The sequence below is a fragment of the Nocardia sp. NPDC058658 genome, from assembly GCF_042716665.1.
Taxonomy (GTDB): domain Bacteria; phylum Actinomycetota; class Actinomycetes; order Mycobacteriales; family Mycobacteriaceae; genus Nocardia.
The window spans coordinates 233,920-259,545 of record NZ_JBHXRR010000005.1; the positions used below are offsets into that span (position 1 = coordinate 233,920).

A 25,626-nucleotide genomic window follows, 5' to 3' on the forward strand; every position below is an offset into this window, starting at 1 on the left:
CCGAGCGCACGGAATACATTCTGGCGACAGCGGATCCGGTGTGCGTGCTCACCTCGGGCACCGATCTGGAGATCGACACCGCGCAGGTCCGCATCGACCTGCTCGACCTCGACGGCTACACCGACACCCAGGTCACCGATGCCGAGCGCATCGCGCCGCTGTGTCCGGAGAACACCGCGTACGTGATCTTCACGTCAGGTTCGACGGGTCGTCCGAAGGGCGTGGCGGTGAGCCACGGTGCGATCGTCAACCGCCTCGTGTGGATGCAGGAGGCCTACGGTCTGACCGAGGCCGATGTGGTGCTGCAGAAGACGCCCGCCACGTTCGACGTGTCGGTGTGGGAGTTCTTCTGGCCCTTGCAGATCGGTGCGCGACTGGTCGTCGCGAAGCCCGACGGCCATCGCGATCCGGCGTACCTCGCCGAGATCATTCGCGCCGAGGGCGTCACCGTCACGCACTTCGTGCCGTCGATGCTCGCGGTGTTCGTCGCCGATGCCGCTGCCGCGCAATGCGATTCGCTGCGGATGGTGTTCGCCTCCGGTGAAGCGTTGCCGCCCAAGCCCGCTCACCGTCTGCGTGAGCTGACCGGTGCCGCGCTGCACAACCTGTACGGCCCCACCGAGGCCGCCGTCGACGTCACCTTCCACGAGGTCGTGGATGCCGATGTAGACACCGTGCCGATCGGTGCGCCGGTCTTCAACACGCAGGTCTACGTCCTCGACGCGCGCCTGCGCCCCGTCCCGGTCGGCGTCGCGGGTGAGCTGTACCTCGCCGGTGATCAGCTGGCGCGCGGTTACGTCGCACGGCCGGATCTGACCGCGGATCGCTTCGTCGCCAGCCCGTTCGGCGCTGTATCCGATGGCGGGGCAGCCGGAGGCCCTGCGTGGTCACGCTCCGCTACCGCCTCCGGGCCCGCCGGCAGCCCCGCGGGCGGCGAACGCATGTACCGCACCGGTGACCTCGTCGCCTGGACCGAACACGGCGAGCTGGAATACCTGGGCCGCACCGACTTCCAGGTGAAGCTGCGCGGTCTGCGCATCGAACTCGGCGAGATCGAATCGGCCCTGACCGGCCTCGACGAGGTCGCGCAGTCGGTGGTCGTCGTGCGCGGCGATCAGCACACCGGCGACCAGCTCGTCGCCTACGTGATCCCGGCGACCGGCCGCACCGTCGACATCGAGGACGCCCGCGAGGAACTGGGCAATAACCTGCCCGCCTACATGGTCCCCACGGTGATCATCGTCCTCGACGAGTTCCCGCTCAACGCCTCCGGCAAGCTCGACCGCAAGGCGCTGCCCGCGCCGGTGTTCGAGGCCGCGGTGTTCCGCGCCCCGACCACCCCGGTCGAGGAGATCGTCGCCGCCACCTTCGCCGGTGTGCTCGGCCTGGACCGGGTCGGCCTCGACGACGACTTCTTCGCCCTCGGCGGCAACTCGCTCACCGCCACCCAGGTCGCCGCCCGCCTGTCGTCCGCGCTCGACACCGATATCGGCGTGCGCGAGCTGTTCGAGTCCTCCACCGTCGCCGGGCTGGCCGCCCGCGCGGAGACGCACTCCGGTACCGAACGCCGCTCGCCGCTGGTGCCGCAGCAGCGTCCGGAACGGGTGCCGCTGTCGCTCGCGCAGCAGCGCATGTGGTTCCTCAACCGCTTCGACCCCGAGTCCGCGGTGGACAACATCCCCGCCGCCGTTCGTCTCTCGGGCCTGCTCGACCGCCAGGCGCTGCAGGTGGCCGTGGCCGACGTGCTCGCCCGCCACGAGTCCCTGCGTAGCTACTACCCGGAGGTTTCCGGCGCCGGCTACCAGGTGATCGTCCCGACCGGCAAGGTCATTCCCGACCTCGCGCCGATCGAGACCACCGCCGCCGAACTGCCGCAACGCCTTTCGGAGCTGGTGCTCACCGCATTCGACGTCACCACCGAGGTGCCGTTCCGCGCCGCCCTGTTCGAGATCAGCCCGACCGAACACGTGCTCGCCCTTGTCGTGCACCACATCTCGGCCGACGGCTTCTCCATGGGTCCGCTCACCCGCGACGTGATGACCGCCTACAGCGCCCGCGTCGAAGGCGCGGAACCGGCCTGGCGTCCCCTCGACGTCCAGTACGCCGACTTCGCGCTGTGGCAGCGTTCGGTGCTCGGTGACGAGGACGACGCGAAATCGGTGATCGCCCAGCAGATCTCGTACTGGGGAACGACGCTGCGCGGCCTGCCCGAACAGCTCGATCTGCCCGCCGACCGGCCGCGCCCCGCGGTCGCCAGCGGACGCGGCGCCACCCACACCTTCGAGATCGACGCGAAAACCCATGCGGCACTGGCAGACCTGGCCCGCACCCGCGGCGCGACGCTGTTCATGGTCGCCCACGCGGCCCTCGCGCTGCTGCTCTCGCGCCTGTCCGGCGAGAACGACATCGCCATCGGCACCCCCATCGCGGGCCGTGGTGAGCGCGCCCTCGACGACCTGATCGGCATGTTCGTCAACACCCTGGTGTTGCGCACCGAGGTCGACGGCGACGCCAGCTTCACCGACCTGCTCGGCGAGGTCCGCGCGGGCGACATCGCCGCCTTCGGCCACGCCGACCTGCCGTTCGAGCGTCTCGTCGAGATCATCAACCCGGCCCGCTCGCAGGCCCGCCACCCGCTGTTCCAGGTCATGCTGGCCTTCCAGAACACCGCCCAGACCAGCCTGGAACTGCCTGGTCTGACCGTCAGCGGCGTCGACCTGCCGATCGACGTGGCCAAGTTCGACCTGCAGGTCGTGCTCACCGAGAAGCCGGGTGACGCATCGGGGATCGTCGCCGAGCTGATCTACGCGACGGACCTGTTCGACGCGGCGACGATGGATCGCTTCGGCGCCCGCTTCGCCCGCCTGCTCACCGAGATCGCGGCGACCCCGAACCGCGCCGTCGGCGACATCGCGCTGCTCGATTCCGCCGAAACCGCACTGGCGGTACACGGTTGGAACGACACCGCCCACGAGCTGCCCGGCGCGGGCACGCTGGTGGACGAGTTCGCCCGCCAGGCTGCGGCCACCCCGGACGCGGTCGCGATGGTCGACCCCGCCACCGGCGAAACCCTCACCTATGCCGAATTCGCTTCGCGCGTGCACCGTTTGGCGCATCGCCTGATCGAAGCCGGTGTCGGCCCCGAGACCCTGGTCGCGCTCGGCCTGCGTCGCAGTATCGACCTGGTCGTCGCCGCCTACGCGGTGCAGGAAGCAGGCGGTGGCTACGTGCCGCTCGACCTGGACCAGCCCGCCGACCGCATCGCCTACGTGCTGGAGACGGCCGCCCCGGTAGCCATCCTCACCACGTCCCGCGACGGGTTCGGACTCGATGAGGCTGCCGTCGGTTCGCGCGCCGTTGCCGATCCTGCCGCGACCGCGACCGGCCAGGTCGCCGCCACCGGCGAGGACGTCGCGACTGGCTCGTCCGCAGGGATGCGCTCGGCCGTCGGCGGCGCCGTCGCGGGTGACCCGCTCACGCTCGTCGTCGACGCGATCGACCTCTCGGCGTACCCGGCGACCCCGGTCACCGATGCCGAGCGGATCGCGCCGCTGCTCCCGCAGCACCCGGCCTACGTCATCTTCACCTCCGGCTCGACCGGTCGACCCAAGGGCGTGGCCGTGCCGCACTCGGCCGTGGTCAACCAGATCCGCTGGATCACCGGCGAATACGGCATCGGCGCCGACGATGTGGTGCTCTTCAAGACCCCCGCCACCTTCGACGTGTCGGTGTGGGAGCTGTTCGGCCCGCTGAGCACCGGCGGCCGGATCGTCGTGGCCAGCCCCGACGGTCACCGCGATCCGCAGTACCTCGCGGATGTCATTGCCGCGCAACGGGTCACGATGACCTCGTTCGTGCCGTCGATGCTCACCGTTTTCGCTGGCAGTGTCGATGAAGCCGCTGTCGAGGGCGGAGCTCTGTCCTCGCTGCGCGCTCTGCTGATCGCCGGCGAGGCCTTCACCGCCGATACCGTCGTCGCCTTCCGCAAGGTGAGCGACGCGGCCCTGTTCAACCTGTACGGCCCCACCGAGTTCACCGTCCACGCGACGCACGGCCCGGTCGCCGACCAGGTCGACGGTGCCGTTCCGATCGGCGCGCCGGTCTGGAACTCGCAGGCCTACGTCCTGGACTCGCGCCTGCACCCGGTCCCCGCCGGTGTGGCAGGCGAGCTGTACCTCGCGGGTGCCCAGCTGGCCCGCGGCTACTTCGGCCGCCCCGACCTGACCGCCGACCGCTTCGTCGCCGACCCGTTCGCCACTGGCAGCACCGCCCAGAGCATCGCGGGTTCGCACACCGACTCCGGCGACGGCACCGCGGGCGCCCGCATGTACCGCACCGGCGACCTCGTCCGCCGCGACGAGAACGGCGTGATCACCTACCTCGGCCGCACCGACTTCCAGGTCAAGCTGCGTGGTCTGCGCATCGAGCTCGGCGAGATCGAGGCCGCGCTCACCGCGCAGAACACCGTCGCGCAGGCCGTGGTGGTCGTGCGTTCGGATGCGCGCACCGGCGACCAGCTCGTCGGTTACGTCGTCCCGGCAACCGGCGAGACCGTCGACATCGATTCGCTGCGTGCGCAGCTCGGCGCTCAGCTGCCGTCCTACATGGTCCCGGCCGCGTTCGTCGTCATCGACGAGATGCCGCTCAGCGCCAACGGCAAGCTCGACCGCCGTGCCCTGCCCGAGCCGGTGTTCGAGGCGCGGGAGTTCCGTGCGCCGCGCACCCCGATCGAGGAGATCGTCGCCACCACCTTCGCCGAGGTGCTCGGCCTGACCGGCGACAGCGCGGTCGGCCTCGACGACGACTTCTTCGACCTGGGCGGCAACTCGCTCATCGCCACCCAGGTGGTTGCCCGCCTCGGTGCGGCGCTGGACACCCGCGTGCCCGTGCGCGTGCTGTTCGAGGCGCCGTCGGTGGCCGCATTGGCCGCCAAGGTGGAAACCCATGCGGGCAGCGGCAGCCGTCGCGAGCTCGTCGCCGGATCGCGCCCCGAGCAGATCCCGCTGTCGCTGGCGCAGCAGCGCATGTGGTTCCTCAACCGGTTCGACAGCGCCACCGGCGTCAACAACATCCCCCTCGCCGTGCGCCTGACCGGCGACCTCGACATCGACGCCCTGCGCCAAGCCGTCGTCGACGTGGTCGAACGCCACGAGGTCCTGCGCACCGTCTACCCCGAAACCGCTGACGGCCACGGCGTGCAGGTTGTGCTGCCCGTGAGCCAGATGCCGATCTCGCTGAACCCGATCACCGTGGGCGAGGACGAGATTCGCGATCGGATCAGCGAACTCGTACTCGCCGGATTCGACGTCACCGCCGAAGTCCCGGTGCGCGCCGAACTGCTGCGCATCGCGGGCTCGATGGACGGCTCGCACCCCGACACCCACGTGCTGGTCTTCGTCGTGCACCACATCTCCGGCGACGGCTGGTCGGTGCGCCCGCTGGCCCGCGACGTGATGATCGCCTACGCCGCCCGCTCGCGCGGTGAGGCGCCCGGCTGGGCACCGCTGCCCGTGCAGTACGCCGACTTCGCCCTGTGGCAGCGCGAAACCCTTGGTTCCGAAGCGGATTCGGCGTCGATGATCGCCCAGCAGGTGGCCTACTGGTCGCAGAATCTGGCCGGGTTGCCCGACCAGCTCGATTTGCCCGCCGACCGCGCCCGTCCCGCCGTGGCGTCCAATCGCGGTGGCGTGCACGAGTTCTCGATCGACCCGACCCTGGCGGCGAGCCTCAACGCGCTCGCCCGCGAACACGGCGCCAGCCTGTTCATGGTCGTGCACGCCGCGTTCGCCGCACTGCTGGCCCGCCTGTCGGGCAGCGACGACATCGCCATCGGCACCGCCGTCGCGGGCCGTGGTGAAGCGGTGCTCGACGATGCCATCGGCATGTTCGTCAACACCCTCGTGCTGCGCAGCACCGTCGACCCGGCCCAGCCGTTCGCCGACCTGCTCGCCCAGACCAGGGAGAACGACCTCGCCGCCTTCGGCCACGCCGACCTGCCGTTCGAGCGGCTCGTCGAGATCCTGAACCCGGCCCGTTCGCAGGCACGCCACCCGCTGTTCCAGGTGATGCTGTCGTTCCAGAACACCGGTGAGGCATCCTTCGAACTGCCCGGCCTCGAGGTCGCGGGCGTGCCGCTGGACGTGGTCACCGCCAAGTTCGACCTGCACCTGAACCTGACCGACCGCCACCGTGCCGACGGTTCCGCCGACGGCATGTCGGCCGAATTCGCCTACGCGACAGACATGTTCGACGCCGACACCATCGCCGCGCTGGCACAGCGACTGGTGCGGATGCTGACCGCGGTCGTCGCCGAGCCGACCCGCGCGATCGGCGAGGTCGACCTGCTGGCCCCGGCCGAATACCGCCAGGTGGTCACCGACTGGAACGCCACCGAGCATCCGGTCGACCAGGCCGCCACGCTGGTGTCGATGTTCGAGGCACAGGCCGCGACCAGCCCGAACGCGACCGCCCTCACTTTCGAGGGGACGAGTCTGTCCTACCGCGAGTTCTCCGCACAGGTGAACCGCCTCGCCCGCCACCTCATCGCCCAGGGCGTCGGCCCGGACACCATGGTCGCGCTCGGGATGCGCCGCTCGCTGGACCTGGTGATCGGCATGTACGCGGTGAGCGTGGCCGGTGGTGCTTACGTGCCGCTGGACCCCGACCACCCGGCCGAGCGCACTCACTACGTCCTGGAAACCGCGGCTCCGGTCTGCGTATTGACCACTGCCCGTGACGAATTCGACGCCGGTTCGACCACGGCGCTGAACATCGAGAGCCTCGACCTGTCCGGCTACTCGGCCGAACCGGTCACCGATGCCGAGCGGATCACCCCGGTGCGGCCGGAGAACACCGCGTACGTGATCTTCACGTCGGGTTCGACGGGTCGTCCGAAGGGTGTGGCGGTCAGCCACGGTGCGATCGTCAACCGCCTCGTGTGGATGCAGGAGCAGTACGGCCTGACCGAGGCCGACGTAGTGCTGCAGAAGACGCCCGCCACGTTCGACGTGTCGGTGTGGGAGTTCTTCTGGCCCTTGCAGATCGGTGCGCGTCTCGTCGTCGCCAAGCCCGACGGTCACCGCGATCCGGCCTACCTCGCCGAGATCATCGCCACCGAGGGTGTCACCACCGCGCACTTCGTGCCGTCGATGATGTCGGTGTTCGTAGCCGAACTCGCCGACCGTGCCGCTGTCGCTTCGGCCGGCACCGCGCCCGCACCCGCCGACGGCACGGTTGCCGATTCCGTGGTCGCGGGAGAGACCGCAGGCACCGCGACGGCGTCGACCTTGCGTTTGGTGTTCGCCTCCGGTGAGGCCCTGCCCGCGCCGACCGCCCAGCGGATGCGCGCCCTCACCGGCGCATCGCTGCACAACCTCTACGGCCCGACCGAAGCCGCCGTCGACGTCACCTTCCACGAGGTCGTCGACGCCGATATCACCTCGGTGCCGATCGGTGCCCCGGTCTTCAATACCCAGGTGTACGTGCTGGATTCGCGCCTGCACCCGGTGCCCGTCGGTGTGCCCGGCGAGCTGTACCTGGCTGGTGTCCAGCTGGCGCGCGGTTACGTCAACCGCCCCGACCTCACCGCCGACCGCTTCGTCGCCGACCCGTTCGGTGAAGACGGCGAGCGCATGTACCGCACGGGTGACCTCGTCACCTGGACGGGCGACGGCGAGCTGGAGTACTTGGGCCGCACCGACTTCCAAGTGAAGCTGCGTGGTCTGCGCATCGAACTCGGCGAGATCGAGTCCGCGCTGACCGCACTGCCCACAATCGCCCAGTCTGTGGTCGTGGTCCGCTCCGACGAGCGCCTCGGCGACCAGCTGGTCGGCTACCTGATCCCGGCCGCCGGTACCAGCATCGACCTCGACGCCGTGCGCACCGAGCTCGGCGGCGCACTGCCGACCTACATGGTGCCCACCGCGTTCGTGATCCTGGATGCCTTCCCGCTCAACGCTTCCGGCAAGCTCGACCGCAAGGCGCTGCCCGCGCCCGTGTTCGAGGCCAAGGTGTTCCGCGCCGCGTCCACCCCGATCGAAGAGATCGTGGCGGGCACCTTCGGCGACGTGCTCGGCGTGACCCGCGTCGGCGCCGACGACGACTTCTTCGAACTCGGCGGCAACTCGCTGCTGGCCACCCAGGTCACCGCCCGCATCGGCGCCGCCCTGGACACCCAGCTGTCGGTCCGCGACCTGTTCGAGGCCTCGACCGTGTCCGCGCTGGCCGCCCGCGCCGAGCACAACGCCGGTTCCGGCCGCGCCCGTCCGCGCCTGACCGCGGGGGAGCGGCCCGCCGTCATCCCGCTGTCGCCCGCCCAGCAGCGCTACTGGTTCCTCAACCAGTTCGACACGTCGACCTCCGCGGTCGACAACATCCCCCTCGCCGTCCGCCTCACGGGCGACCTCGACGTGCCCGCCCTCGAACAGGCCATCGGCGACGTGTTCGCCCGCCACGAGATGCTGCGCACCACCTACCCGGCCTCGGCTGACGGCCCGCACCAGGTGATCCTGCCGAACTCGCAGGTCAGCGCGCAGGTGCTCCATATCGATGTCGACGAATCCGAATTGCTCGGCGCGGTCATCGAATTCGCGATGACCACCTTCGACGTCACCCGCGAGGTGCCGCTGGCGGTCGCGCTGTTCGAGCTCAGCGAGACCGACCACGTGCTCGCATTCACCGTGCACCACGTCTCCGCCGACGGCTCCTCGATGGGCCCGCTCGCCCGCGACATCATGGCCGCCTACGTGGCCCGCGTGCAGGGCGAGGCGCCGCAGTGGGCGCCGCTGCCCGTGCAGTACGCCGACTATGCGCTCTGGCAGCGGGAGGTCCTCGGCGACGAGGCCGACACCGAATCCCTCGCCGCCAAGCAGGTCGCCTACTGGACCGAAGCCCTCGCGGGCCTGCCCGACCAGTTGGAACTGCCCACCGACCGGCCGCGCCCGCCCGCGCAGTCGTTCCAGGGTCAGGCCATCCGCTTCGAGATCGACCCGGTCCGCCACGCGGCCCTGCACGATCTGGCCAGGGCGAACAACGCCTCGCTGTTCATGGTCGTGCACGCCGCACTGGCCGTGCTGCTCGCGCGCCTGTCGGGCACCGACGACATCGCCGTCGGCACCCCCATCGCTGGCCGTGGTGAACGCGAACTCGACGACCTGATCGGCATGTTCGTCAACACCCTGGTGTTCCGCACCGCCGTGAACCCCGGCGCCTCCTTCGCCGAACTGCTCGCCGACGTGCGCAACCGCGACCTGGAAGCCTTCGCCAACGCCGACGTGCCGTTCGAGCGCCTCGTCGAGGTGCTCAACCCGGTCCGCTCCACCGCGCGCAACCCGCTGTTCCAGGTGGGCCTGTCGTTCCAGAACCTGGCCGACACCACCTTCGAACTGCCGGGTCTCACGGTCAGCGCCGTCGACTACGACTCGCAGCTGGCCAAGACCGACCTGCACGTCACCCTCTACGACCGCTACACCGACGACGGCGCACCCGCCCAGCTGGTCACCGAATTCGGTTACGCCATCGACCTTTTCGACGAGTCGACGGTCCAGAGCTTCGCCGACCGCTTCCTGCTGGTCCTCGACGCGGTCGCCGCCGACGCCACCATCCCGGTCGGCGACATCGACCTGCTCACCACGCCGGAATCCGAGCGCATCGTCACCGCCTGGAACGACACCGCGCATGCTGTCGACACCGACGCCACCCTGGTGTCGCTGCTCGACGCCACCGTGGCGGCCACCCCCGACGCCATCGCGCTGGTCGTGGACGACGCGCAGGGCCGCACCCCGGTGGGCCTCGCAACGGAGACGGTCGCCTCGGCCGTCGACAACTCCGACGCTGCGGGCGATACCTTCGCCGCGGGCGTTGCGGTCGCAGACGAACGCGGCGCCGACGGTGGTACTGCCCGTAGCAGCGCGACAGCTGTCGAAACTGCCGGTCGTATCGAGCTGACCTATGCCGAGCTGGACGCGGAAGTGAACCGCCTCGCCAGGCACCTGATCTCGCTCGGTATCAGCTCCGAGGATCGGGTGGCGCTGGCGATGCGCCGCTCGGCCGAACTGATCATCGCGATGTACGCGGTGGCCCGCACGGGTGCTGCGTATGTGCCGATCGACCCGGATCAGCCCGCCGAGCGCACCGACTACATCCTGGAAACCGCAGCCCCGGCTGTTGTGCTGACCACGGCGAACGCCGAATTCAGCACGGCGGCAGCCGAAGTGGTCGTGCTCGACGAGCTCGACCTGAGCGATGTCAGCGATGCCGCGATCACCGGCGTGGCCCTGGTCCCGGCGAACACCGCGTACGTGATCTTCACGTCCGGCTCGACCGGCAAGCCCAAGGGTGTCGCGGTCTCGCACGGCGCGATCGTCAACCAGTTGCTGTGGGAGACGGCCGAATTCGGGATCGGTGCCGATGACGCGGTGCTGCTCAAGACCGCAGCCACCTTCGACCTCTCGGTCTGGGAGTTCTGGACCGCCGCCGTCGCCGGCGCCCGCCTTGTGGTCGCCACCGCCGACGGACACCGCGACCCGGCCTACCTCAACGACCTGATGCGGGCCACCGCCGTCACCACCCTGCACGTGGTGCCGTCGATGCTCGACGCACTGCTCACCGAATCCGGTGCGGCACTGCCGCGTACATTGCACCGCGTCCTCGCCATCGGTGAGGCGCTGCCCGCCGCGACCGCGCAGCGTTTCCGCACGGCCAATACCGCCGCGCTGTTCAACCTGTACGGCCCGACCGAGGCCGCGGTCTCGATCACCAGCCACGCGGTCACCGACGCGGACACGGTGTCGGTGTCGATCGGTGCCCCGGAGTGGAACAGCCGTGTCTACGTGCTGGATTCGCGCCTGCGCCCGGTCCCGGTGGGTGTCTCCGGCGAGCTGTACCTGGCCGGCGCCCAGCTGGCCCGCGGCTACTACGGTCGCGCCGACCTCACCGCCGACCGCTTCGTCGCCGACCCGTTCTCGGTGACCGGCGAACGCATGTACCGCACCGGTGACCTCGTCGCCTGGAACGCCGACGGCGAACTCGACTACCGGGGCCGCACCGACTTCCAGGTGAAAATCCGCGGTTTCCGCATCGAACTCGGCGAGATCGAAGCCGCGCTGCTGCGTCAGCCCGGCATCACGTCGGCTGCCGTGCTCGCCCACACCGACCCCGTCGTCGGCGATCGCCTGGTCGCCTACATCGTGGCCGACCGTGTCGCGGGCGAAGCGCTTGCGGAATCCGGCGACGCCGCGACCTCGGTCGAGCCCGGCGCGCCGGTCGACAAGATCGCACTCCGTGCCGCACTCGCCGCCGAACTGCCGTCCTACATGGTTCCGACCGTGTTCCTGCAGCTCGACGCCCTGCCGCTCAACGCCAACGGCAAGCTCGACCGCAAGGCTCTCCCGGAGCCCGAGGTCGAGAAGGCTGTGTTCCGCGCGCCGGTGAGCCCGAGCGAACAGCTCGTCGCCGCCACCTTCGCCGAGGTCCTTCGCCTCGACGCCGACAAGCAGTTCGGCCTCGACGACGACTTCTTCGCCTGGGGCGGCAACTCGCTGCTGGCCACGCAGGTCGCGGCGCGTCTCGGCGAGGCACTGGACACCCGCATCCCCGTGCGTCTGCTGTTCGAGGCGTCCACGGTCGCTGCCCTGGCCCAGCGGGTCGAGCAGCACGCCGAAACCGGTGATCGTAAGGCACTGAAGGCGGGCCCGCGTCCCGAGTTCATCCCGCTGTCGCTCGCGCAGCAGCGGATGTGGTTCCTCAACCGCTTCGACACCCAGTCCGCGGCTTACAACGTGCCGGTCGCGGTGCGCCTCACCGGCGAGCTCGACGTGAACGCGCTGCGTGCGGCCGTCGCCGACCTGGTGGCCCGCCACGAGATCCTGCGCACGATCTACCCGCAGACCGAAGCCGGTGCGGCACAGGTGATCCTGTCGCCCGCACAGGCCGCGCCGGAACTGCTCGAGCGCACGGTCGCCGCCGACGAGATGGAAACCGCTGTCGCGGAACTGATGTCGACGATGTTCGACGTCACGACCGAGGTGCCACTGAAGGTCGCTCTCTTCCGTGTCGAGAACGCTGTATCCGATGGCGATGCTCTCGAGGGCCCTGCGTGGTCACGCTCCGCTACCGCCTCCGGGCCCGCCGGGAGCATCGCGGGCGACTTCGTCCTTGCCCTGGTCATCCACCACATCTCCGGTGACGGTTCCTCGGTCGCCCCGCTGACCCGCGACCTGATGACCGCCTACGCGGCCCGCTCCATGGGCGCCGAGCCCGGCTGGGCGCCCCTCGCGGTCCAATACGCCGACTACAGCATCTGGCAGCGCGACCTCCTCGGCAGCGAGGACGACGCCGACTCGATGGCGGCCAAGCAGGTCGCGCACTGGAGGCAGGCTCTCGCCGACCTGCCCGATCAGCTCGACCTGCCCGCCGACCGTCCGCGCCCGGCGGTGCAGACCTTCGCCGGTAGCAAGGTCGACCTCCAGATCGACGCCGACACCCACCGCGCGCTGGTCGAACTGGCCCGCGCCGAAGGTGCGACGCTGTTCATGGTTGTGCACACCGCCCTCGCGGTACTGCTGGCCCGCCTGTCGGGCACCGACGACATCGCCATCGGCACCCCGATGGCCGGTCGTGGCGAAGCGGCCCTGGACGACATGATCGGCATGTTCGTCAACACCCTGGTGTTCCGCACCAAGGTCGACGGCGGCGAAGCCTTCACCGAACTGCTGGCCCGCCAGCGCGAGGACGACATCGCGGCGTTCGCCAACGCCGACGTGCCGTTCGAGCGTCTCGTCGAGGTGCTCAACCCTGTCCGCTCTACCGCGCGCCACCCGCTGTTCCAGGTCGGCCTGTCGTTCCAGAACCTCAGCCGCGCCACCCTGGAACTGCCCGGTCTGACGGTCTCCGGACTCGACATCGACTCCAAGCTGTCGCAGTTCGACCTGCACCTGATCGCCACCGACCGCTACACCGATGCCGGTGAGCCCGAAGGCATTTCGGGTCTGTTCACCTACGCTACCGACCTGTTCGACCACGCCACGGTCGAAGGGTTCGTGGAGCGGTTCGTCCGTCTGCTCGGCGCGATCGTCGCCACCCCGCGCACCGCGGTCGGCGATATCGAACTCCTCGCACCGGCCGAACGTGTCCAGATCCTCGACGCCCGCAACGCCACGGCGTACGCGGTCGACACCGAGGCCACCTTGGTCTCGCTGCTCGATGCGTCCGTGGCCGCCGACCCGAAGGCGACCGCGCTGGTCGCCGACGACGGCGCCCAGCTCACCTACGCCGAAGTCGACGCGAAGGTGAACCGCCTTGCGCGGCACCTGATCTCGCTCGGTGTGGGCCCGGAGTCGCGGGTCGCTTTGGCGATGCGTCGTTCGGTGGATCTGGTTGTCGCGATGTACGCGGTCGCCAAGTCCGGTGGTGCGTACGTGCCGGTCGATCCCGATCAGGCGGCCGAGCGCACCGACTACATCCTCGAGACGGCGGCACCGGTCTGCGTGCTGACCAACGCCGAGTTCACCACCGATGTCGCCCCTGTGGTGCGCATCGACGAGCTCGAGCTGGAATCGCTCAGTGCCGCACCGATTTCCGATGCCGAGCGCACGGAACCCCTGCGTTCGGAGAACACCGCGTACGTGATCTTCACGTCCGGCTCCACCGGCCGACCGAAGGGTGTCGCCGTCCCGCACGGCGCGATCGCCAACCAGCTGCAGTGGAAGCTGATCGAGTTCGGCATGGACGCCGCCGACGCGGTGCTGCTCAAGACCGCCGCCACCTTCGACCTCTCGGTCTGGGAATTCTGGTCGGCCGCGGTCTGTGGTGGTCGCTTGGTGATCGCCTCGCCCGACGGCCATCGCGACCCGGCCTACCTCAACGAGCTGATGGCCCGCGAATGGGTCACCACGCTGCATGTGGTGCCGTCGATGCTCGACGCGCTGCTCGCTTCCGGGATGCCCGATTCGCTGTGGCGGGTCCTGGCCATCGGTGAAGCGCTGCCGGGTTCGCTGGCTCAGCGCTTCCGCGCCGAGTTCAGCCGCACCGAGCTGTTCAACCTGTACGGCCCGACCGAGGCCGCGGTCTCGATCACCTCGCACCGGGTCAACGCCGCCGATCAGGGCTCGGTTTCCATCGGTTCGCCCGAGTGGAACAGCCAGGTCTACGTGCTCGACGAGCGTTTGCGTCCGGTGCCCGACGGTGTCGCCGGTGAGCTGTACCTGGCCGGCGCCCAGCTGGCTCGCGGCTACTTCGGTCGCGCCGATCTCACGGCCGATCGTTTCGTCGCCAACCCGTTCGCCGACGGTGCCCGCATGTACCGCACCGGTGACCTGGTGGCCTGGCACAACGGCGAACTCGACTACCGGGGCCGCACCGACTTCCAGGTGAAGATCCGCGGCTTCCGTATCGAACTCGGCGAGATCGAGGCCGCGCTGCTCGCGCTGCCCGAGATCGCGCAGGCAGCGGTCATCGCCAAGTCCGATCCGCTGACCGGCGACCGACTGGTGGCTTATCTGGTCGGTGCCGCAGCGAAGAGCGCGTCGCAAGCCGGCGCGTCGGATGCACAGGCGGTGGACGCTGCTGCATCCTCGGCGACTGCTGCAGATATCGATGTGGCACAGGTGAAGTCGACGCTGGCCGCCGGTCTGCCTTCGTACATGGTGCCTGCTGCGTTCGTCGTCATGGACGCGCTGCCGTTGAACGTGAACGGCAAGCTGGACCGCAAGGCCCTGCCGGAGCCGGAGTTCGAGGCGCAAGCCTTCCGCGCACCGTCGACCCCGATCGAGGAGATCGTGGCCGGCGTCTTCGCCGACGTCCTCGGCGCCGAACGCGTCGGTGCCGACGACGACTTCTTCGCCCTCGGCGGTAACTCGCTGCTGGCCACCCAGGTCGCGGCCCGCCTCGGCGCCGCCCTTGACAGCCGGGTGCCCGTGCGTCTGCTGTTCGAGGCGTCGACGGTGGCCGGGCTCGCGGTGAAGGTCGAGCAGGGTGCGGGCGCCGGTGGGCGGCGCGCGCTGGTCGCCGGACCGCGTCCGGAACAGGTGCCGCTGTCGCTCGCCCAGCAGCGGATGTGGTTCCTGAACCAGTTCGACACCGCGTCCTCGGTGAACAACATCCCCGTCGCCGTCCGACTGTCGGGCGCGCTGGATGTCGAGGCACTGCAGCTGGCCGTCGCCGACGTCCTCGGACGCCACGAGACCCTGCGCACTGTTTACCCGTCGGCCAATGGCACACCGCACCAGGTGATCCTGTCGGTCGAGGGCAACGTGCCCGACCTGACGCCGGAAACCGTTACCGCCGAACAGGTTCGCGACAAGATCGCCGACGTCATCTCCACCGGCTTCGACGTGATCAGCGAAGTTCCCTTGCGCGCCAAGCTGCTTCGCGTTGTCACCGACGTGACGGCTGCGGGCGATGCCGCCGCGACCACCGTCAGTGCCGCTGGTTCGACGCAAGCCGTGTCCGACTCGGCCGGCGAGTACATCCTCGTGTTCGTCGCTCACCACATCAGCGCCGACGGCTGGTCCATGGGTCCGCTGACCCGCGACGTGATGATCGCCTACGCCGCCCGCGCGGCAGGCGAAGCACCCGGTTGGGCGCCGATGCCGGTGCAGTACGCCGACTTCAGCGTCTGGCAGCGCGAGGTGCTCGGCTCCGAGACCGACGAGACCAGCCTCGTCTCCCAGCAGGCCGACTACTGGAAGCGCGCCCTCGCGGGCGTGCCCGACGAGTTGAACCTGCCCTTCGACCGGCCGCGTCCGACCACACAGTCCTTCGCCGGTGGCCGGGTGCTGTTCCCGATCGACGGCGACATCCACGACGGACTGTCCGCCATCGCCCGCGAACAGAACGCGACGCTGTTCATGGTCGTGCACAGCGCGCTGGCGGTGTTCATGGCACGCATGTCGGGTACCTCCGACATCGTCATCGGTACCCCGATCGCGGGTCGCGGCGAGGCCGAACTCGACGGCGTGATCGGCATGTTCGTCAACACCCTCGCCCTGCGCACCCAGGTCGGCGGCCAGCTCAGCTTCACCGAACTGCTGGCTCAGGCCAAGGAAGCCGACCTGGCCGCCTTCGCCAACGCCGACATCCCGTTCGAACGCCTGGTGGAACTGATCAACCCCGATCGCTCCACCGCGCGGCACCCGCTGTTCCAGGTGGCGCTGTCGTTCGAGAACCTGCCCGACGCCAGCTTCGAACTGCCGGGGCTTTCGGTCTCGGCCGTCGACTTCGACGTCGACACCGCCAAGTTCGACCTGCTGCTCACCATGCGTGCGGCGGCTGAGGGCGAAGAAGCCGGCGCTTACGCCGAGTTCTCCTACGCCAGTGACCTTTTCGACCAGTCGACGATCGAGATGTTCGCGCAGCGCTTCCAGCGTCTGCTCGCCCGTATCGTCGCCGACACCGCCACCCCGGTCGGCGATCTCGAGCTCCTCGAGGAAGCCGAGCGCACCGACCTGCTCACGCGCACCGGCGGTCCCGCTGTCCCGACCGCGCTCATGTCGGACCTGCTCGCGAAGGCCGTGGCGACCAACCCGAACGGTGAGGCGATCGTCGCGCCCGGTGTCGACGGCGCCGCGACCGTGTCGATGACCTACGCCGAGCTCGACGCGGCGTCCTCGCGCCTGGCTCGCGTGCTGATCGCACGTGGTGCCACGCCGGAGACGATCGTCGCCATCGCGATGCAGCGCTCGCTGGAGACGACCCTGGCGATCTGGGCCGTGGTCAAGACGGGTGCGGCGTTCCTGCCCGTCGACCCGAAGTACCCGGCCGATCGCATCGCGCACATGATGTCGGATTCCGGTGCGGCACGCGGCATTACGATCTCGGCCGAGCTCGACAAGCTGCCCATGCCCACCTCGGGTGAGTGGCTGGTGCTCGATGATCCGGCCCTGCGCGCCGAGATCGCCGAGCAGTCCGCCGCGCCGGTCACCGCCGAGGAGCGCCTGGCGCCGGTGCGGCCGTCGAACGCGGCGTACATGATCTACACCTCCGGTTCCACGGGCCTGCCCAAGGGCGTCGTGGTCAGCCACCTCAGTGTGCCGAACTACTCCGCCGCGCAGGTCGGCCAGTACGACCTCGACACGAGCACCCGCGCGCTGGCCTTCGCGTCGCCCTCGTTCGACGCCTCGGTGCTCGAGTTCCTGCTGGCCGTCGGTTCGGCGGGCACGCTGGTGATCACCCCGGTCGGGGTGGTCGGCGGCGAGGAACTTGCCGAGATCATCACCGGTCACCGGGTGAGCCATGTGTTCCTCACCCCGCTGGTCGCGGCCTCGATGGACCCCGCCTCGCTGGTCGACCTGCAGGCGCTGATCGTCGGTGGCGAGGCGGCGCCGGCCGACCTGATGCCGAACTGGCACAGCGTGGACGTCGACCCGGACCAGCACCGGTTCTACAACCTGTACGGCCCGACCGAGACCACCATCGCGACCAACCTGTCCGATCCGCTGCTGCCGGGCGACACCATGAACATCGGTGGCCCCATCCCCGGCGCGATCGCGCTCGTGCTCGACGCTCGGCTGCGGCCGGTGCCAGAGGGCGTCTCCGGTGAGCTGTACCTGGGCGGCGCGCCGCTCACCCGCGGCTACCACGCGCGCCCCGGCCTCACCGCCGAGCGTTTCGTGGCCAGCCCGTACGGCGAACCCGGCACCCGCCTGTACCGCACCGGCGACGTGGTCGCCTGGCGCACCGTCAAGGGCAAGCCCGTGGTGGAGTACATGGGCCGCAACGACTTCCAGGTGAAGATCCGCGGTTTCCGCATCGAACTGGGCGAGATCGACGCCGTGCTCACCACGCACGACGAGATCGATTTCGCCGCCACGATCGGCCGCAAGACCGACGCCGGGGCCACCATCCTGGTGTCCTACGTGCGCGCGGTCCCCGGTTCGGCCCCCGACCCGGCCGACCTGATCGAGCACGCGGCCAAGGCGCTGCCAGGGCACATGGTGCCCGCCGCCGTGATGGTGCTCGACGAGATCCCGCTGACCCCGGTCGGCAAGCTCGACCGCCGTGCCCTGCCCGAGCCGGTCCTCGCCCCGCGCGAGTTCCGTACGCCCACAGGTGAAGTCGAGGCGATCATCGCCACCGTCTTCGCCGAGGTGCTCGGTGTCGACGCGGTGGGTCTGGACGATTCGTTCTTCGCCCTCGGCGGTGACTCGATTCTGTCCATCCAGCTCGTCTCGCGGGCCAAGGACCGTGGCGTGCTGTTCAAGCCGCGCGATGTGTTCGAGAAGCGCAGCGTGGCCGCACTCGCCGAGATCGCGGTGCTCGCTGGCGATGCCGACGAGATCGTGCTGGCGGAGCTGCCCGGCGGCGGCGTGGGTGAGATCCCGATGCTGCCGATCATGCGCCAGATCCTGGCCGGCGGTTCCACCTACAACCGGTTCTCCCAGTCGATGGTGCTTCGTCTGCCCGAGAACCTCACCGACGAGGTCCTGCACGCGACGATCGGCGCGGTGTTCGACCACCACGACGTGCTGCGCTCGCGGGTCACCCACGCGGAGCGACCGGCGAGCCCGGAGGCGGTAGCGGAGCGTGACCACGCAGGGCTCTCGGGAGCGGAGCAATCAGGCGGCGCCGAAAAGGGTTGGCTGTTCGAGGCATTGGCGCCGGGTGAGGTCGACGTGACCACGCTCGTACGCCGCGTCGAGGTCGCTGGTGACATCGCCGACGACCAGCTGTCCAAGCTCGCCAGCGTCGAATACGACGAGGCCATGGGCCGTCTCGATCCCGCGAACGCCGCCATGGTGCAGTTCGTCTGGTTCGCCTTCGACGGGCCGCGTCGCGACGTGCTGCTCATCGTCGGCCACCACTTCGTGATCGACGGCGTCTCCTGGCGCATCCTGATCCCGGACCTCGGCATGGCCTGGGGCCAGATCCTGGCGGGCCAGCAGGTCAAACTGCCGGTCAACGGCACCTCGATGCGCCGCTGGGCACACAGCCTGGTGGAGCAGAGCGAACAGCGTCGCGAGGAACTGCCGTTCTGGCGTGAGGTCTCGACCACCGCCGATCCGCAGCTGGGCGCGCGGGCGTTCGACCCCAAGGTCGACACCTTCGCCACCGTCGACCGGGTGCAGGTCACCCTGTCGCCCGAGGTCACCGACGCGGTGCTCACCGCGATCCCCGGCCTCTACCACGGCGGCGTCAACGACGGCCTGCTCACCGCACTGGCGCTGGCCGTATCCCGTTGGCGCGGTGACCGATCCGGCAACGCCGCGCTGATCAAGCTGGAAGGCCACGGCCGCCAGGAGGAGATCGTCGCCGGTGCCGACCTCTCGCGCACTGTCGGCTGGTTCACCACCGCATTCCCGATCCGGGTCGATCTGGCCGGTGCCGATCTCGACGACGCCTTCGCAGGCGGCGCCGTGCTCGGTGACGTGATCAAGTCGGTCAAGGAGCAGATGCTCGCGATTCCCGACAAGGGCATCGGCTACGGCATGCTGAAGTACCTGACCAGCGAGGGCGCGGACCTGCCCAGCGCCGGTCAGATCAGCTTCAACTACCTCGGTCGGGCGACCGCGGGCGAGATCCCAGCCGAGCTCGCCGAACTGGGCTGGATGCCCGCCGCGGATCTGGGCCAGCTCGACGCCGAGATGGACCTGGACATGCCCGCCAACGCGACGCTCGACATCAACGCCATCGTCAACGACGGCGACGACGGCCCGCAGCTGGGCGCCAACATCGCGTTCCCGACCGGGCTGCTCACCACCGAACAGGCGCAGGACTTCGCCGACCTGTTCGTCGGTGCGCTCACCGCGCTGGCCGCCCACGCGCAGCGGGCCGACGCGGGCGGTTTCACCCCGTCGGACATGCCGCTGGTGAAGGTCTCGCAGGCCGATATCGAACTGTGGGAGCGCGAGTACCCGGCGCTGTCGGAGATCTGGCCGCTCTCGCCGCTGCAGGCGGGCCTGATGTTCCACGCCATGCTCAGCGCGGCGACCGTCGACGTCTACACCGTGCAGGCCGTGCTCGACCTGACCGGCCCGCTCGACATCGCCCGCCTGCGCGGCGCGGCCCAGGCCATGCTCGACCGCTACCCGAACCTGCGGACCGCGTTCGTCACCGACGCCGCCGGTCAGGCGGTGCAGGTGGTGATGTCGGAGCTCGAGGTGCCGTGGCGCGAGGTGGACCTGACCGGTCTGCCAGAGGACGAGCGGATGCCGCGTCTGCAGCAGCTGCTGGCGGCCGACCGGGCCGATCAGTTCCAGATGGCCACCGCGCCGCTGATCCGCTTCGGGCTCTACACCACCGGTGACGGTCAGGCCCACCTGGCGATCACCGTGCACCACATCCTGATCGACGGCTGGTCGATGCCGCTGCTCATGCGCGACCTGCTCGTGCTCTACGCGGTGCACGGCGACCTGAACGCGCTGCCGCGCATCGCGTCGTACCGCAATTTCCTGTCCTACCTGGCGGGCTGGGACCGCGAAGCGTCGCTGCAGGCCTGGTCGGAGGCGCTGGCCGGGGTCGAAGGCCCCACCCAGCTGGCACCCGCGCCGCGCACGGAGGAGCGCTACGAGATCGACAAGCTGATCGTCGAGATCGACAGCGAACGCACCAGGGCGCTCGGCAAGTTCGCGGGCAGCCTCGGCGTCACCGTGAACACGCTGCTGCAGACCGCGTGGGGCATCGTCGTCGGCCGCCTCACCGGCCGTGACGACGTGGTGTTCGGCGCGACCGTCTCGGGTCGCCCGCCGGAACTGCCCGGTGTCGAGTCGATGGTCGGCCTGTTCATCAACACCCTGCCCGTGCGCATCCGGATCGACGACCGGATCAGCGCGCAGGAGCTGACCAAGCGGGTCCAGTCCGAGCAGGCCGAACTGCTCAGCCACCACTACGTCGGCTTGACCGACATCCAGCGGGTGGCGGGCAACGGGTCGGCGTTCGACACCCTCGTGGTGTTCGAGTCCTACCCCGTGGACAAGGACGCCGTCACCGCGGCGAGCTCGATCGACGGACTGCAGGTCACCGGTGTCGGCCTCGACGACGCCACCCACTACCCGCTCACGCTGGTGGTCATGGCCGACTCGACTATCGAGATCACCATGCGGTACCTGACCAGCACGTTCACCGCCGACGAGGTACGCACGCTGTCGGAGCGGCTGCTGCGCGTGCTCGACGAGCTGCTCTACAACCCGACCGGCCTTGTCGGCGACATCGACATCCTCGACGCGAGCGAGCGGGCCCAGCTGCTCGCCGAATCCGGTGTGACAGCGGCTGTTTCGGCGCCGGTGGCAGCGGGTGTCGGCGCGCAGACGGTGGCCAAGGTGCTCGCCGAGGTCGTCGAAGCCGATCCGCAGGCACCCGCCCTGCTGCGCGGTGACAGCGAAATCGCCTACAGCGCACTGGATCGCAAGTCCTCGCAGCTGGCGCGCGTGCTCATCGCGCGCGGTGCGGGCCCCGGCGACGTGGTCGCGATCTCGCTGCCCCGCAGCCTGGATTCGGTCCTCGCCGCCTGGGCGGTGCACAAGGCGGGCGCCGCGGTGCTGTTCGCCGGCGAACTCTCCGGTGTCGAAATCGCCGCCGCCGGAGCGACATTCGGCATCAGCGCCGAGCCGGCCGCGGGCGTGGCAGGCCACTGGCTGGTCCTGGCCGACGTCGAAGACGAGATCGCCGCAGCCGCGGCCCACCCCGTCTCCTACGCCGACCGCGTCCGCCCGCTGTCCGAAGACCACCCCGCCTTCGTTCAGGTTTCCGGCGACACGACCTCGACGCTCACCCAGAGCGCCGCGATCACCCTCGCCGAAACCCTGCGCGACGAACACGGCATCGACTACGAATGCACCACCTACACCACCCACGCCTCCGGCCCGGCCGCCGTCCAGGAGTTCCTGGTCTCGTCCACCGCAGGCGCGCTGTCGGTGCTGCCCGATGGTGCGGTCGAAGACGACCTGGCCGACGGCGAGGTCACCCACTGGTTCGTGGTCGCGGGCGACTCGACCGACGCGGCGGTTGGTGAAGTGGCGGTGATCGTCGCGGCGCCGCTCGGCTGACCTCGAGTAGTACGCTAGTCGGCTAGCGAAAATTACAGCTAGTCGACTTGTCGTTATGGATGCTATCTTGGTAGCGTTGCTTGGTGATCGCGGAGCAACCGACCAGGAAGGTCCTGCAAGCCCTGAAGAAGGAGGGCTGGTCGAGCTGCGCGATGGAGCGGGTAGCCACTCGATATACGGCTGTCACGCAGGCAAGCACGACGTGAGCGTTCCCGATGGTCATCGAACTATCTCGCCAGGGGTGGTTCGGACCATCAACAAGGCGATGGCGGCGTGCGATTGCCCGGAGGAGGACGAATCATGACGACTGCAATCACCTACGACGTGCACGCGAACCGAGTCGGCCGGTGGTGGGAAATCACCGTCCCCGACGTGTACGGAGACGATCCTTGCGGGCAGGCCAGGCATCTCACGGATGTCGGATACGAGGCGCGCACGATCATCGCCGCCAAGTTGGATGTGCCTCTGTCGCGGGTCGAAACGCGACTGATCGTCGATGACTTCGGCGATGCGCGTGATGTCAGCGGCCGAGTTGAGCACATCTCGGACCTCCGTTCGAAGATCGAGCGCCTCACTGACGAATTGAACGAGGAGCAGCGCTCACTTGTGCGGGAATTGCGCCGCGAGGAGATTCCCGATGTCGATGTCGCGACATTGCTCAACGTCGCACGCCAACGGATCGGCCAGCTCGCGAAGTAGGGACCGCGGATCTGTGACGTGGGGTCCTTCTGCCTGAAATGTGCTGGAAGCAGAACCGGGATAGGGTCCGATTCTCTTCGAGAACAGGAAGGGAGCGGTCGGTATTACGCTTCGGGTTTGGCTGAGCAGTGCTGGTGCGGCAACGGTTCAGATTATGCGGTTGCTACGGGAGAATCCCGACGGCGTCGAGGTCACTATTTATGCCAGCAACGTGGATCCGAGTGCGGCCGCCTTGTCGGCGTGTGATGTGTCGGCGATCGAACCTCGGTATGTGAGCAACGAGGAATACGCGCAGTTCGCGCTCGAGTTCTGTCGGACGCATCGCATCGATGTGCTGATACCGCCTCGTCGCCTCGATGCGCTCGCGGGTCGGTTGGCGGAGTTCGCGGCGGTCGGCACGAGTCTGATGTGTTCGCCGTTGTCGGCGGTGACCGCGTTGACAAGCAAAGTCCTCACCTACGAAATCGCCGGTGCGGCAGGGATTCCGGTGCCGCCGTGGCGGGAGGCGAGCAACGCTGAGGAGTTCTACGCGGCGGTCGAGGAGTTGTCGCGTACGGGGGAGACGCTGTGCATCAAGCCAAGTGGTGAGTTCTCGGCGTTCGGGTTCCGTATCCTCGACGACCGTCCGCTGACCATGGCGAACCTGCGGGTCGCGCCGCGGCCGGTGGCCTCGGTCGAGGCGATAGCTGATGCGATGCGGCGGGCGGCGCAGGAGGGCGAATCGGTGTCGCCGCTGTTGGTGATGCCGTTCCTCGAAGGCCCGGAAATGAGTATCGACTGTCTTTCCGCGCCGGGAGGTGAACTGCTGGTCGGCATTCCGCGCGCCAAGCAGGGTCGCTTTCGTCTGCTGCTCGACGACCCGACGGCCGTCGATATCGCGCGTAGGCTCGTTCGGCACTTCGAACTGGCCTATCTCACCAATGTTCAATTACGTTATCGCGCCGGCGAACCGGTGCTGCTCGAGGCGAATCCGCGACCATCGGCGGGGCTGTTCCACACGGAGTTCGCTGATATGAATCTGCCGTGGGCGGCGGTTCGGCTACTGCTGCAAGGTGATTCGGGCTTGCGGCATCCGCCGCGCCTCGGTGCCTGTCTCGCCGTGGCGGAAGCGGTCATGGAGGTCACCCCGCAGTTGGACGGTCGACTACCGGTGCGCCGGAGCGCGGATCTGGTCGCGGGCTGACCGATCACGGGTGGTCGAGCATCCTGGCCAACCCGTCGAGCAGCAGATCGAGACCGAAGGTGAAATCGGCGGTACCTGAGTGCGTTCCGGCGATGACCTTCGAGGCCAACGCGTGCATGTGCGGATGGGTTTCGGTGGGGATCAGCGGGAGGAATCGCTGCGCGGCCGAGGCGTATTCGGACGGTTCGAGCGGGAAGTTGATGGCCTGGAGCGTGAAGCCGTAGATGTGGCTGTCGATCGCGTTCCAGGCCCGGTCGGCTTGCTGGTAGGTGAAGCCGGCGGCGATCAGGCAGCCGAGGGTGGCGTCGACATAGCGAAGCATGGCGGGGCCGACATTGACGCGCGAGCCGAGTAGGCCGGTGGCCCAGCGGTGGTTCAGCAGCACCTCGTGGGCCGAGGCCGCTCGGTGGCGCAGCTCTGCCCGCCAGTCGCCGCCGATCGCGGGGACGTAGATCTCCGCGACCACCAGGTCGATGATGCCGTCGTAGAGGTCGTCCTTGTTGGCGACGTGGTTGTACAGCGACATCGCCTCCACACCGACCGCCTTGGCCAGCTTGCGCATCGACAGTGCGTCGAGACCCTCCTGGTCGGCGAGGTCGATGGCCGCGCGCAGGACTCGTTCTCTGGTGAGGGGTGTGCGCGGCATGGGTGTTCCTTCCTTGACGGACTTACGGCGTAAGCGTAGCGTCTCGCTGTAGAGACTTACGCTGTAAGTGCGAGATGAGGAATTCTGATGACCGGTGTGGATACGGCTTCGATGACCGCCTGGGTTGCGCCCCGATACGGCGGGGGCGAGGTGCTGCGCAGCGAGATCGTGCCGCGGCCGACGCCGGGCGAGCGCGAGGTGGTGGTTCGGGTTCGCGCGGCGTCGCTGTGCAGCGGGGACCTGCACCTGCTCGAGGGGACGCCGTATCTGCTGCGGCTCGGGTTCGGGTTGCGCAGGCCCAAGCATCCGATGATCGGCCAGAACCTGGCGGGCGAGGTGATCGCCGTCGGCTCGCTTGTCACCGAATTCGCGATCGGTGACCGGGTTTTCGGTGAGGTGCCTTGCGGGGCGTTCGCCGAGTATGTCCGCGCCGATGTGAAGTCTTTCGCAGCCATTCCCGCCTCGATCGGCTGGGAAGAGGCTGCGGCCGTGCCGGATTCGGGTATGACCGCACTGCAGGGCCTGCGCGACATCGGCAAGGTCGGCCCGGGGCAGCGAGTGCTGATCAACGGCGCGTCCGGCGGGGTCGGCAGTTTCGCGGTGCAGATCGCGAAGGTGCTCGGCGCGCACGTGACCGCTGTCTGCAGCACCCGGCACATCGAGATGGTGCGAAGCGTCGGCGCGGACGTCGTAATCGACTACACCGTCGAAGATTTCACCTCGTCTGACACCCCTTACGACGCGATCTTCGACCTCGCAGGCAACCGCAAGCTCCGCGAATACCTCCGCGTACTCACCCCCGACGGCGCCTACATCTCCTCCGCGGCGGCCCCCGGCGACAACTGGCTCGGCCCCGTCCGCTGGCTGGCCTCGGTCGTCATCGTCAACCTCTTCACCCGCCGAACCCTCAAACCCCTCCTGATGCGCCCCGCATCCGCGGACCTGAACTACCTGGCCACCCTGGTCGCCGAAGGCGCACTCCGCCCTGTCATCGAGCGCCGCTACCCCCTCACCGAAGCCCCCACCGCGATCGCCGCCTTCGCCGAAGGCCACGCCTCCGGCAAAACCGTCCTCGTCGCACTGGACGAATGATCACCACGCTCCCAGCAAAGTATCGCCCG

General features: G+C 69.0%; 5 protein-coding genes (1 of these 5 only partly in view). 4 read left to right on the forward strand and 1 reads right to left on the reverse strand.

Going from position 1 to position 25,626, the window contains the following annotated elements; all coding sequences use genetic code 11:
* From ACFWUP_RS11585 to ACFWUP_RS11595, 3 genes are all read left to right on the forward strand, one after another.
* Positions 1-21,977, forward strand: partial view of a non-ribosomal peptide synthase/polyketide synthase gene (locus tag ACFWUP_RS11585; RefSeq protein WP_379233237.1) — the 3' portion only. Its footprint begins 22,780 nt before the window's first position; only the last 21,977 of its 44,757 coding nucleotides appear in the window; its start codon lies beyond the left edge, outside the window; the stop codon is at positions 21,975-21,977.
* 300 nt (positions 21,978-22,277) lie between these two features.
* The gene (locus ACFWUP_RS11590; RefSeq protein WP_379233239.1) at positions 22,278-22,676 is read left to right on the forward strand and encodes a hypothetical protein; all 399 of its coding nucleotides are present in this window, start codon (positions 22,278-22,280) and stop codon (positions 22,674-22,676) included.
* Between the two features lie 121 nt (positions 22,677-22,797).
* On the forward strand, positions 22,798-23,859 hold the full coding sequence (locus tag ACFWUP_RS11595) for an ATP-grasp domain-containing protein (RefSeq protein WP_379233318.1): 1,062 nt from the start codon (positions 22,798-22,800) through the stop codon (positions 23,857-23,859).
* A 4-nt stretch (positions 23,860-23,863) separates the two neighbouring features.
* On the opposite strand, the gene ACFWUP_RS11600 is transcribed toward ACFWUP_RS11595, so the two are convergent.
* Entirely contained in the window at positions 23,864-24,505 is a 642-nt protein-coding gene (locus ACFWUP_RS11600) for a TetR/AcrR family transcriptional regulator C-terminal domain-containing protein (RefSeq protein ID WP_379233241.1), read from the reverse strand.
* Between the two features lie 87 nt (positions 24,506-24,592).
* On the opposite strand from ACFWUP_RS11600, the gene ACFWUP_RS11605 reads away from it, so the two are divergent.
* Positions 24,593-25,597: an NAD(P)-dependent alcohol dehydrogenase gene (locus tag ACFWUP_RS11605; protein WP_379233243.1), complete on the forward strand. Its 1,005-nt coding sequence runs from the start codon at positions 24,593-24,595 to the stop codon at positions 25,595-25,597.
* The last annotated feature ends 29 nt before the right edge of the window (positions 25,598-25,626 follow it).